The following is a 13,023-nucleotide window of genomic DNA, read 5'->3' as shown; positions in this document are numbered from 1 at the left end:
ATGGGAACCCCAGTGAGTGCTCGTGCGCACATCCCGTCCTGGAAAGCCAAGGCGGGGGGCGTCACGGCCACGATCGTGCAGCTCGCGGCGCTCTACTCGATCGCGCTGCTGCTGGCCGGCGGCAGCCGCGGGCATCTGCTCGGCTTGATCGACGCGATGTTCTCCGCGCTGAGCCTGCCGACAAGCGCGAGCCTGGTGATCGTGCTGCTGCTGGTGGTGCTCGGCGCGGCCCTGCGCCGGCGCAAGCGGGCGGCGCTCTACACCCTGCTGCTGTTCCAGTGCGCCGGGCTGCTGCTCACGCTCGGCATCCAGGCGATGCTGCTGTGGGCACCGGATCTGCTCTCGATGAACGCCCGCCAGATGCGGCACATCCCGACCCAGCTCACCGTGCTCACCATCGCCGACGTGGTGACGGTGGTGCTGATCGCTCTCCTGTGGACGCTCCGTCCGGCCTTCCCCGCGCGGCTGGCGCCCGGGGCGTGGTGGAACGGGCTGGCGATCTTGTTCGGCGGACTGCTCCTGGTGATTCTCGTCGGCTGGGGGCTGGTCGAGCTCTTCCCGCGCACGCTCGGCGACAGCTGGGAAGGGTTCGCCTGGGTGGTCAACCACGCCACCGGGGAGAACCTGCCGCTGCGCCGGATCGGTGTCGGCGAAGGACCTGGCTGGGTCGACACGCTGCTGGACCTCGGTTCGACGTTCGTCGCCACGGCCGCCTTGTACACGCTGTTCCGCGGAGAGCGCAGCCGTCGGCTTCGGACAGACGACGAAGAGCTGCGGCTGCGCCGGCTGCTCGCCGAGTACGGCGAGGACGATTCTCTCGGCTACTTCTCGACGCGGCGGGACAAGAGCGTCGTCTTCGCGCCCAATGGCCGCGCCGCGGTGACGTACCGGGTGCTCGGTGGCACCAGCGTGGCGAGCGCGGACCCGATCGGTGACCCCGATGCGTGGGCGGACGCGGTACGGGTGTGGCTCGGCGAGGCGTACATGTATGGCTGGACGCCAGGCGTACTCGGCGCGAGTGAGCGCGGCGCGAAGGTCTATACCGCGGCAGGGTTGCGTGCGCTCGAAATCGGTGACGAAGCGGTCCTCGAAGTCCGCGAGTTCTCGCTCACCGGGCCGGAGCGGAAGTCCGTGCGGCAGGCGGTGAAGCGAATCGAGCGGGCCGGCTACACGGCTCAGGTCCGCCGGCACGGGGAGATTCCGCAGGAAGAAATGGTGCAGCTGCTCGCGCATGCCCAGCAGTGGCGCGGCGAGGAGACCGAGCGCGGCTTCTCGATGGCGCTGGGCCGGCTCGGTGATCCCAGTGACGGCCGTAGCGTCATGGTTGAGGCCTACGACGCCGAAGGACGGCTGCGCGGGCTGCTTTCCTTTGTGCCGTGGGGCAGGCGCGGGCTCTCACTGGACCTCATGCGGCGCGACCGGGACGCGGAGAACGGTCTCAACGAGTACCTCGTCGCGCAGGTGGTCGCGGCCGCCCCGCAGCTGGGTGCGCAGCGGATCTCGCTGAACTTCGCGATGTTCCGGGCGGTCTTCTCCGAAGGAGAGCGGATCGGCGCGGGTCCGGTGCTGCGGGCGTGGCGCGGGATCCTGGGTGTGTTCTCGCGGTTCTTCCAGCTGGAATCGCTGTACCGCTCCAACGCCAAGTACGGCCCGGCCTGGGAACCGCGGTTCCTGTGCTACTCCTCGGCGCGCCGCTTGCCGCGGGTCGGCATTGTCGCGGGCGCGCTGGAAGGCTTCCTGCCCACAGGCCGGAGCCGCGCGCTGCGGCTGGAGAACGTGGGCGAGGAGTTCGTCGCCGAGGTTCGGAAGATCGACGAAGAGGCAGCGGCGCGCGTGGTGCCGCGGATGAAGCGCCGTCCGGAGCAGGTACGCGTACGCGTCGCGAAGCTCGACAAGCTGCGAGAGCTCGGCGTGGACCCGTACCCGGTCGGCTTCCGCCGCGAAGACCTGCTGGGCGATCTCACGGCCGAGTTCTCCGACCTGGAGCCGGACGCGCGGACCGGCCGCCACGTCCGGGTGGCCGGCCGGGTGCTCGCTCTGCGTACGCTCGGTGGGCTGTGCTTCGCCCGGATCAAGGACTTTTCCGGCGAACTGCAGCTGATGCTGGACGCGAAGGTGCTCGATTTGTCCGGCTGGCGCAAGGGCGTGGACCTCGGCGACCACGTGGGCGTACGCGGCGAAGTCATCACCTCGCGCCGGGGCGAGCTGTCCGTGCTCGTGCAGGAGTGGACAGTCACCGCGAAGTGCCTGCATCCGTTGCCGGACAAGCGGAGGGGCCTGATCGACCCGGAAACCCGGGTCCGGCAGCGCTACCTCGACCTGGCCGTGAACCCGGAGTCCGCGCAGATGCTGCGGCTGCGTTCCACCGTGGTCCGCGCGGTGCGGGAGCACCTGCACCAGGGCGACTACCTCGAAGTCGAGACGCCGATGCTGCAGACCGTGCACGGCGGGGCGAACGCGCGTCCGTTCATCACCCACATCAATGCCTACGACATGCGGATGTACCTGCGGATCGCGCCGGAGCTGTACCTGAAGCGGCTGTGCGTGGCAGGGGTGGAGCGGGTCTTCGAGCTGAACCGGAACTTCCGCAACGAGGGCGTGGACGCCACCCACAACCCCGAGTTCACCATGCTGGAGGCGTACCAGGCGTACGCGGACTACAACTCGATGCGCAACCTCACCCGCGAGCTGGTGCAGCACGCGGCGGAGGCGGCGTTCGGGGCGCAGATCGTGCGGCGGGCGGACGCCGAGGGCCGGATGGCCGAGCACGACATCTCCGGGGACTGGCCGGTGATCCCGGTGCACGAGGCGGTCTCGCTGGCGCTGGGGGAGGAGATCGACTCGGAGACCCCGGTGCCGGTGCTGCGTCGGCTGTGCACCGCGGCGGGGATCACCGTGCCGGAGGAGGCCGGGCACGGCGACCTCGTGCTGAAGGCGCACGAGCACCTCGTGGAGGGCTCGACGGTGTTGCCGACCTTCTACACCGACTACCCGACCGACGTGTCGCCGTTGACGCGCCAGCACCGGGTCAACCCGCGGCTGGCCGAGCGCTGGGACCTGATCGCGTTCGGCTCCGAAGTGGGTACCGCCTACACCGAGCTGACCGACCCGATCGAGCAGCGGCGGCGGCTGGAGGCCCAGTCGCTGCGCGCGGCGAGCGGGGACGTCGAGGCGATGGAGCTGGACGAGGATTTCCTGCTGGCGCTCGAACACGGGATGCCGCCGACCGGCGGGCTGGGGCTGGGCATCGACCGGCTGCTGATGCTGCTCAGCGGCGCCTCGATCCGGCAGACGGTGCTGTTCCCGTTCGTTCGCCCGCAGGGATGAGGCTCCGGCTGCGCTCGGTGACCGCCCGAGCACAATACACAGGAAAGGTGTCGGTCCGGTCTCGGCTGTGACACCGCCACGCGCAACGTCGCGGCCGGTCGCCTAGGGTGTGCGGGTGCGTGCTGCGCGACTCGCTGCGATCGTCCTCATGGGACTCGGGGTGCTGGCGTATTCCGCGTGGCTGCTGGAGTTTCTGGTGCCCACCGGGGTGTCGCCGGTCACCCAGCCGACCGCGGATCTGCTGCTCGCGAACCCGCTGTTCCAGGTCACGACCGGGATCGCCGGGCTGTCCTTCGCGGCCGCCGGGCCTCCGTTGATGCGGTTGGTCCCGGTGCGCTGGACGGGGCGGCTGAGCGCGCTCACCCTGGCCGGCTTCGGCCTGCTGCTCGTGATCGGCACGGCAGCGCCCGACTCGGTGCCGATCCGGGTGCTGATGAACCTGGTGTTCGCGGTGGGCACGGTGAGCCTGGTGCTGTGGTGGCCGCCGGGCTGGCGGGCGTGGGCGCTCGGCGGGCTGACGTTGGTGCTGGTCACCGGGATGCTGGTGGCGCTCGGCCCGGCGGGCTGGCGGGGGGTGTTCAGCCGGGCGCAGCATGTCGCCCACACGGTGGTGATTCTCATCGGCGGGGCCTATGTGCTCCGGACGCCGCTGGCGAAGACGCGAAAATCGTCGGTGGCGGATGCGATGCTGGATCGCACGAGACCACCGAATCCGAACTGAGGTCACCATGTCCGCGAACGCCCTTCCCGCCGCTGATGAGCGCACCGGCCTGCTCGAAATCCTGGCCCAGCAGCGCACCGCACTGAAGGCGGCCGCCCACGGCCTGACCGACGAGCAGGCCCGCGCCGTACCCAGCGCCAGCGCCCTGAGCGTCGGCGGCCTGGTGAAGCACGTCGCGGCCACCGAGAACAACTGGATCGACATGGTGCTGCGGGTTCCGCAGAAGCCGTTCGCGGAAGCCCTCCCGGGGATGATCGACAGTCACACCTTCGGCCCGGCGGAAACCCTGGAAGCCACCCTGGCCGAGTACGCCCGCACGGCCGCCCGCACCGAGCAGGCCATCGCCGGGATCACGGACCTGACCACTCCGGTCCCGGTCCCGAAGGACGTCCCCTGGTACCCCGCCGACCTGGACGCCTGGACGGTCCGCTGGGTCCTGCTGCACCTCATCGAGGAAACCGCCCGCCACGCAGGCCACGCCGACATCATCCGCGAATCCCTCGACGGCGCGACCGCCCTGCCCCTGCAAGCAGCCATGGAGGGCTGGCCCGCCACGGAGTGGATCAAGCCCTGGACCCCCGCTTCCTGACCAGTCGGGCGTTCCGGACCGGTCGGCTGTTCCTGACCGGCCGGCTGTTCCGGACCGTTCCGGACCGGTTGGCCGCTCCTGACCGGTCGGCTGTTCCTGACCGGCCGGCCGTTCCGGACCGGTTGGCCGCTTCGAGCCGATTTCGGTGCCGGCGGGTTCGGGTGCCCGTGCTGCGCTGGTCGGGCCGGTGATTGGTTGCGGGCTGAGTGGTGGTGCTTTTCGGGCTGGTGACCGGTTATGGGCGTGGCGCTCAGCCCAACGCCCGCTCCGGGCATGGGTCTTTCCCGAGCGGAGCTGCTCGGCATCCCCGATGTGGGTGAGCACGCAGACCGGATCGGTGTCTGGTCGCTTCGCCCCAGCGCCCAGCGCCCAGCGCCCAGCGCCCAGCGCCCAGCGCCTCAGCGGCCCGGCCCAGCGGCCCCAGCAGGTTCGGTATCGCGGCCGCGAATGTGGATTTCGTCAGCGCCTCCGTGCCCACGGCCAGCAGCCCCGACCGGTCGGACCCCGGAACGCTCGCCCGGACCACGCCCGTCGGCCTGAAGACCTGGCCCGGACTCGCCTGCCTGGCCCGGACCCGCCAGCCTGGCCCGAACCCCGACCGGCCAGCTTTCGCACGACAGAAACCCGACATGCCGCCCCGACCGGCCAACCCCCGACCGGCTGCCCCCCGACCAGCAGAACCCCGACCAGCAGAACCCCGACCAGCAGAACCCCGAACGTCCGAACCCCGGACGCCCGAACCCCGAACGTCCGTCCGTAACCCCGGACGGCAGAACCCTCCCGCACCGCTCAGCACACCCCGTCAGAAAAGCGTCGGTTCTTCCGGCAACGCCCCCTCGATCACCAGCATCCGCCGCTTCGTCTCGACCCCGCCGGGCGCGGAGAACCCGCCGGGCTTGTTGCCCGCCGCCAGCACCCGGTGACACGGCACGACGATCGGGAACGGGTTGTGCCCCATCGCCTGCCCGACCGCCTGCGCGGAACCCGGCATACCCAGCTCGTGCGCGATATCCCCGTAGGTACACGTCTTGCCCGGCGGAATCCCGCGCGCCACGTCATAGGCCCGGCGGTGGAAATCCGGCACATCCCGGAAATCCAGCGGCACCGCGCGCAGATCCGTCCGGGCACCGGAAAGCAGTGCGACGATCCCGTCGACGGTCTCCCGTAGCACGTCCGGCACCGGAGCCTCGGCCGCATCCGGAAAACGCGCGACGAGATGCGCCCGGGTGCGCGCAGCCGAACTGCCCGGCAGGGCGGTGCCGACCACGGCACCGTCCCGCCAGGCGAGCCCGCACGCTCCGATCGGTGTGTCGAACACCGTGAATTCGACCGTCATGCCGACAGCCTACGATCCACCACCGACAGAAACCGGCGGAAATCCGACACCACCCCGTTCGCGGCTTCAGCGAACCGCGCCGCAGATACCGGTTCGCGCGGATCGTCGAGCCACGCTCGGAAGGACCCGGTCAGATCCCGCCCGCGGCCCTTCTGCGCTTCCGTCTTGAACCGCGGCCGCGGTCGGCGATCCTCGAATCGGTGTGAACCGGCCGGATAGCCGTTACGCGCCAGGGGCCGGCTTCTCCGCCGGGGGCGAAAGAGCGAAAGGTGCATGGCATTCAGTGCACCCAGGCCTTGCGGGTAGCGGAAAGTGTCCACATCGGACGGTCGGCGGTTCCGTCGCGCCCGGTCTGGTCGACCGAGGCCCGGCGGTTCCCGCGGATCGCCACCGCCGGGAAAGCGGCTCAGGACTTGCGTTCCCGCCAGCCGTTGGTCATCGGCAGCCGCCGGTCGCGGCCGAAGGCCTTGAACGTGATCTTCGTGCCCGGCGGATACTGCCGCCGCTTGTACTCGGCCCGGTCGACCATCCGCACGACCCGGTCGATGGTCTCCGGGTCGAACCCGGCTTCGAGCAGTTCGTAGTAGCCGCGGTCACCCTCGACGTAGTCGTCCAGGATGTCGTCGAGCAGCGCGTAGTCCGGCAGCGAGTCGGTGTCCTTCTGGTCCGGGCGCAGTTCCGCCGACGGCGGCTTGGTGATCGAGTTCTCCGGGATCGGCGGCGTCTCGCCGCGCTTGACCGCTTCCGCGTTGCGCCAGCTCGCCAGCTGCCATACGTGCGTCTTGAACAGGTCTTTGATCGGCGCGAACGCGCCTACCGCGTCGCCGTAGATGGTGGAGTAGCCCACGGCCAGCTCGGTCTTGTTGCCGGTCGCCAGCACGAGGTGACCATCCTGATTGGACAGTGCCATGAGCAGCATGCCGCGTACGCGCGCCTGGATGTTCTCCTCGGCCAGCCCGGTCAGCGTCAGCTGATCCACGTACACCCGCACCATGTCCTCGATCGGCTCGACGCGGTAGTGCGCGCCGATCCGCCGGGCAAGGTCCGCGGCGTCGTCCTTCGAGTGTCCCGAGGAGTACTGCGACGGCATTGAAACGCCATACACGTTGTCTCCGCCCAACGCGTCGGCTGCCAACGATGCGCACACCGCGGAGTCGATGCCACCCGAGAAGCCGAACATGACCGTTGTGAAGCCGTTCTTGTGCACGTAGTCGCGCAACCCCACGACGAGCGCCGACCACACCTCAGCCTCGTCTGAAAGCGGTTCACTGATCACCGGGTCGTTCGACGCCGCGTACGCGGGCAGGGGAGCGTCGCTCAGGACCCTGCGGTGTACATGAAGGCCGTCGAACTCGCCCTCGGACCCCGACGCGCCGGAGAGATCCATGTCGAGTACCAGCAGGTGCTCCACGAACTGTGGCGCTCGCGCGAGCAGCTCACCATCCGGGCCGACCACCAGCGAGTCGCCGTCGAACACGAGGTCATCCTGGCCGCCGACCTGGTTCGTGTACACGAGCGGTGCACCCGCTTCGGCAGCACGGCGGGCCACCAGCGGCAGCCGCTGCTCGTCTTTGGACCGCTCGTACGGCGACGCGTTCGGCGCGACCACCAGGCCCACGCCGGCTTTTCCGAGCGCCGAGATGGGGCCGCCGTCCTGCCAGACGTCCTCGCAGATCACCATGCCGATGTCGACGCCGTGCAGCCGCAGGATTTCCAGCTCGGTGCCGGGCTTGAAGTAGCGGTGCTCATCGAAGACGCCGTAGTTCGGCAAGTGGTGCTTGAACTGCCGCGCGACGACTTCGCCGCCGTACAGCGCTGCCGCCGCGTCGCGCGGACCGACCTCGTCGTGATCGAGGTAGCCGACGTACGTGAGTACGTCGCCGCAGCCGGCTTCGTCGAGCCTGCGGGCCAGCTCCGTCACCGAGCGCACAGACGCGTCGGCGAACGTACGGCGCAGCGTCAGGTCTTCGACCGGGTACCCGGTCTGGGACATCTCGGGGAAGACGACGACGTGTGCACCGGCCTCGGCGGCCTTCCGTGCCCACTCGACGGTGAGCGCGGTGTTCCCGTCGAGGTCGCCGACGGTGGTGTTGACCTGGGCCAAGGCGATGCGCAGTTGCGGCATGCCGCCATTCTGGCCCACCCCGCCGGTCGCAGCGAAGCAGATGTGAGCCAGCAAGCTGTGAAGGGGCCCTTCACAGACTCAGAGTCCGTGAAGGGACCCTTCACAGCACGAGAGGGCTCAGGATTTCTTCATCTTCATCATGCTGCGGACGCGCTTGATCGTCTGCTCGAAGTCCGAGTCGAACGGGTTGTCGTGCACCAGATACGTCCACGTCGTGTTCGCCCGCCGCACTCCGGCCTCGGCGAGATCGAGGCCGTCCTCGGTGATCGCGGCCTCCTCGAACGTCTTGGCCGCCCGCACCGCCGATTCCGGGATGATCTTGTGGAACTCCGGAATCGCCGCGCGGTGGAACTCGTCGAGCGGGGTCTCCCTGGCCAGCGCGCGCAGGTGGATGCTCTCCCGCACGTCGGTCAGGTAGGCCAGGTGATCCGACCACAGCTGGTCGAGGTGGAACAGCAGGACCTCACGACACACCTGCTCCAGCCGCTCGGTGTCGTCCAGTTTCTCCTTCAGTTCGGCGAACTTCTCCGCGTGCGCCTGCTCCAGCTCTTCGGCGGCCAGCCCGGTGCGCAGCACCTTGTCGCGGTGTTCCAGCAGTTCGGCGCGCTGCCGTTCGATCAGCCGGGTGTAGCGCCAGGTGTTGCGGTGGATTTCCAGGTCGACACCCTCGGCCACGCGCTGGGCGTGGTTGATCTGCCGGTGCGCAGCCGGGTCGGTGATCTCGCCGGTCTCGCTGTCGGAGTCGATGCCCTCGGGCAGATCCGGTGCGTTGGACAGCACCAGGTCGTCGTTCAGGCTGGCGAAGAAGATCGCGCTGCCCGGGTCGCCCTGCCGCCCGGAGCGGCCGCGCAGCTGCCCGTCGAGCCTGCTCGACGGGTATCGCGCGGTACCGATCACGTGCAAGCCGCCCAGCTCGGCGACCTCCTCGCGGGTCGTGCCGTCGGTGCCGCCGAGGCGGATGTCGGTACCGCGGCCCGCCATCTGGGTGGACACCGTGACCGCGCTCTTCTTGCCCGCTTCGGCGATGATCGCCGCTTCTTCCGCGTCGTTGCGCGCGTTGAGCACGACGCACGGCAGGTCGGCCTTCGCCAGCTTCTCGGCCAGCTCCTCGGACTCGGCCACGTCCTGGGTGCCGACCAGGATCGGCCGCCCGGTCTCGTGCACCGTGCGGATCTCCTCCTCGATCGCGCGCAGCTTCTGCGATGGCGAGGCGAAGATCCGGTCCTGCTGGTCGGTCCGGACGTTCGGCGTGTTCGGCGGGATCACCGCGACCTCGAGCCGGTAGAACTCGCGCAGCTGCTCGGCCACCGCGACCGCGGTCCCGGTCATGCCCGCCACCTCGGGGTAGCGCGCGAGCAGCGCCTGCACCGTGATCGAGTCGAGGATCTCGCCCCGGTCGGTGGCGGTGACCTGCTCCTTCGCCTCGACGGCGGCCTGCAGGCCGTCCGGCCAGCGCTGCAGCTCGGCGACCCGGCCGCGCGCGGCGTTGATGAGCTGGACCTTGCCGTCGCGGACCAGGTAGTCCACGTCGCGGGTGAGCAGCGCGTGCGCGTGCAGTGCGACGTTCACCGCGGCCAGCCGCTCCGAACCGGACTCGCCGTACAGGTCGATGCCGCCGAGCGACTTCTCCACGACCGAGGCGCCCGCGCTGGTCAGCCAGGCGTTGCGGCCGTCGGTGTCGGTCTCGTAGTGCAGGCCGAGCCGCAGCCGCCGGACGACCTTGGCGACCTCCTCGTCGGCGTCGTTGTGGTCGATCGAGCCGGCCATCACCAGCGGAACGCGGGCCTCGTCGACCAGCACCGAGTCGGCCTCGTCGACGATGGCCACCTCCGGCGCCGGCTGCACCAGGTCGTCCACCGTGGTGACCAGGCGGTCGCGAAGCACGTCGAAGCCGATTTCGGCGACAGCGCCATAGGTGACCTGCCGGTCGTAGGCGTCCTTGCGCTCGTCCTTCGCGTGCGACGGCTCGACCCAGCCCACAGTGACGCCGAGAAGCGCGTACAGCGGTCCCATCCACTCCGCGTCGCGTCGGGCGAGGTAGTCGTTCACCGTGACGACGTGTACGCGGCGGCCGCGCATCGCGTGCCCGGCGGCGGCGAGCGCACCGGCGAGCGTCTTGCCTTCACCGGTCTCCATCTGCACGACGTGTCCGGTGAGCAGGCCCATCGTGCCGAGCAGCTGTACGTCGAACGCGCGTTCGTCGAGTGCCCGCCTGGCCGCTTCGCGGCCGAGCGCGCAGATCTCCACCAACTGGTCGTCGGTGTAGGTCGATGCGCCGTCGAGCGTGCCGGCCAGCTTCTCCGCGCGCTCGGTCAGCTCGGCGTCGGCCAGCTTCTCCAGCTCGGGTTCGAGCTTCTCGACCGCGCGCAGCAGCCCTTCGTATCGGGTCAGCTCGACGCTGCCCGGCCGCTGGATGATCCGGCGAAGCCGCTTGCCCACCCGGCTGATCAGTGCCACCCCTGGTCTCCTCATCTCGCTGTGTCCGCCGCCGGCCCCGCATGCTCAACGTGCCGGTGGTGTGCCGGAGTTCCGCGGCCGGATGGCACGATCAAACCGTGCTCCAGCATCTCCGCGCCAGTTCTCACGCCCACCGAATCGTCGCGCTCGCGGTGTCCGGCCTGCTCGCCGGCACGCTCGCGGCGTGCTCGTCGAACTCCGGCCAGGCCGGGTCCGAGCCGTCCGTGGAATCGCACCCCCCGGTCGGGCCGGTCCCCGCCGGGCTGGCGCGCTTCTACGGTCAGAGCCTGACCTGGGCCGCGTGTGCACCCTACGCGACCTCGGATGACGCGCAGTCCGCCTTCCGGGCCAACGGTATCCAGTGCGCGCGGCTCACGGTCCCGCTGGACTATGACAAACCGGACGGCCCGGCCATCACCCTCGGCCTGCTGCGGCATCGGGCGAGCGATCCGGATGACAGGATCGGCTCGCTCGTGCTGAATCCGGGCGGGCCGGGCGCCTCGGGCATGGTCGCCGCAGCCGGCATGGTCGACCAGGTGGCCAAGAACGATCTGGGCAAACGCTTCGATCTGGTCGGTTTCGACCCACGGGGGATCGGCGCGAGCGAACCCCAGATCCGCTGTCTCACCGATCAGGAGCGCGACGCGGAGCGTGCCGACGACGTTGAGACCGACGGGTCTCCGGCAGGTGTCGAGAAGCAGGAGAAGCAGGAAAAGGACTTCGCCGCGAAATGCGCACAGCGGACGAAGCACGGCGACGACATGCTTGCGCACGTGGGCACGCGCGACGTCGTCAAGGACATGGACGTGCTTCGCAGCGTCCTCGGCGACGAGAAGCTGACGTACCTCGGCTACTCGTACGGCACGCGCCTCGGGTCGACGTACGCGGAGACTTTCCCGAAGAACGTGCGCGCGCTCGTACTCGACGGCGCGGTGGACCCGGACCAGACGCCTGGCCAAGCGCTCGTCGCGCAGGGGCAGGGTTTCGGCACTGCGTTCGGTGAGTTCGCGAAGTGGTGTGCGGCTCGACAGGACTGCGCGCTCGGCCCTGACCCGGATGCGGCCACGAAGGTGTTTCAGGACCTCACGCGGCGGCTGATCGACTTCCCGGTGCCAGTCGGTGACGGCCGCAAGCTGTCTTACGAAGACGCGACCACGGGTGCCATCCAGTCGCTGTACCAGCAGAACCTGTGGGAGTACCTGAACACCGGGCTGAACGAGCTGAAGCAACAGCACGGCGCCACGCTGGAGAAGCTCGCGGACATCTACAACGAGCGTGGTCCCGAGGGGCGCTACGGAACCACACAGGACGCCTTCACCGCGATCCGCTGCGTCGATGACCCACGCGTCACCGATCCGAAGCAGATCCTCGAATCGCAGGAGAAGTACGTACAGGTGGCGCCGTTCCTCGACGACGGCCGGCAGGCCAGCTCCGCGCGTGACTCGTGCGCGTTCTGGCCGGTGCCGAACACCTCGCAGCCGCACGAGCCGAACGTGCCCGGCCTGGCGAAGACGCTCACCATCTCGACCACGAACGACCCCGCGACGCCGTACCAGGCCGGCGTGAACCTGGCCAAGGCGCTGGGTGGTTCGCTGCTCACCTTTGAAGGCACGCAGCACACGGTGTTCCTGCAGGGCAACGACTGCGTGGACAAGGTGGGCGTCGCGTACCTGATCGACGGCACCACGCCGAGCGAAGGCACTCGCTGCCAAGGGAGCTGAACACGGCGGTTGCCTTACGACTTGGTTGCTTCGGCTGTGACGAGCGCGTGGGACGGCGCACGAGGAATGATCCAGCGGAACGCGACAGTGCTGGCGAGTGCGAGCGAAGCGACCAACGCAGCTGGCTGGCCACCGAAGACAGCCCGGTGACGCCTGGCGCGACGACTCCCGCGATGGTGAACGCGTACCGAAACGCTGCGAGGTAGCGGCCTCGCGCCTCGCGTGGTGCCGCAGCTTCCGCGAGCGTTGGCCCGTCCGCTGGAAACCAGATTGGCCGTCGCGATCAGCAACGCGCACGCGAGGAGGTACGGCGGGCGCAGTGCGGGGAGCGCCCGACGCGCAGGATCTAAGGTGCCCAACGAAGCGCCGAGAACGGTCAGCAAGGCGAGGACCGCGCCGGGCAGCCACGCCGGGGTGTGCAGGACGTCCAGGGCATACACCGGAAACCCGCGAGGAGGAACCGTCGCCAACGCGAACATCGTGGTGGTCGCGATCAGGCCGAGACAAGGGCGATCACGCCAGACGCTTTTCGTCACCGGAATCGCGGAGCCCTCCGGCTTGGCCGGTGCCGGGGTGCACCTTGTGCGACCAAGTAGCCCAACGCGCCCGCTGCTTGCAGCAACTGGGCCACGATCACCGTCGCCCGAGCCCCGACCCGCTCGACGAGCCGCCCCGCGAGGGAGGGACAAGGAGATCGCTCAGCGTGCCGATAGTGACCGCGGCGCTGGCTGTGTGAGGTAGACCAAC

General features: G+C 69.5%; 7 protein-coding genes. 4 read left to right on the top strand and 3 right to left on the bottom strand.

The window, feature by feature from the left end; translation table 11 throughout:
* From lysX to ATK36_RS11000, 3 genes are all read left to right on the top strand, one after another.
* Entirely contained in the window at positions 1-3,327 is a 3,327-nt protein-coding gene (gene lysX, locus ATK36_RS11010) for a bifunctional lysylphosphatidylglycerol synthetase/lysine--tRNA ligase LysX (RefSeq protein ID WP_098511159.1), read from the top strand.
* Positions 3,328-3,442: 115 nt separating this feature from the next.
* Entirely contained in the window at positions 3,443-4,048 is a 606-nt protein-coding gene (locus tag ATK36_RS11005; RefSeq protein WP_245914616.1) for a hypothetical protein, read from the top strand.
* Between the two features lie 7 nt (positions 4,049-4,055).
* Entirely contained in the window at positions 4,056-4,637 is a 582-nt protein-coding gene (locus ATK36_RS11000) for a DinB family protein (RefSeq protein WP_098511157.1), read from the top strand.
* An 802-nt stretch (positions 4,638-5,439) separates the two neighbouring features.
* Here the strand turns inward: ATK36_RS11000 and ATK36_RS10990 are convergent.
* From ATK36_RS10990 to secA2, 3 genes are all read right to left on the bottom strand, one after another.
* A complete protein-coding gene (locus tag ATK36_RS10990) occupies positions 5,440-5,973 on the bottom strand; it encodes a methylated-DNA--[protein]-cysteine S-methyltransferase (protein ID WP_098511155.1) in 534 nt (177 codons plus the stop codon).
* A gap of 406 nt (positions 5,974-6,379) precedes the next feature.
* Positions 6,380-8,098 (bottom strand): NAD+ synthase, encoded by a 1,719-nt coding sequence (locus ATK36_RS10980; RefSeq protein WP_098511153.1) that lies wholly within the window; start codon positions 8,096-8,098, stop codon positions 6,380-6,382.
* A 117-nt stretch (positions 8,099-8,215) separates the two neighbouring features.
* Entirely contained in the window at positions 8,216-10,570 is a 2,355-nt protein-coding gene (gene secA2 / locus ATK36_RS10975) for an accessory Sec system translocase SecA2 (RefSeq protein WP_098511152.1), read from the bottom strand.
* A gap of 83 nt (positions 10,571-10,653) precedes the next feature.
* Here secA2 and ATK36_RS10970 point away from each other — a divergent pair, with 83 nt between their 5' ends.
* On the top strand, positions 10,654-12,276 hold the full coding sequence (locus ATK36_RS10970) for an alpha/beta hydrolase (RefSeq protein WP_245914614.1): 1,623 nt from the start codon (positions 10,654-10,656) through the stop codon (positions 12,274-12,276).
* The last annotated feature ends 747 nt before the right edge of the window (positions 12,277-13,023 follow it).

This window comes from Amycolatopsis sulphurea, assembly GCF_002564045.1.
GTDB classification, from domain to species: Bacteria; Actinomycetota; Actinomycetes; order Mycobacteriales; family Pseudonocardiaceae; genus Amycolatopsis; species Amycolatopsis sulphurea.
Note: the sequence above shows the minus strand (reverse complement) of the source record. Positions and strands in the feature narration are given on the sequence as shown.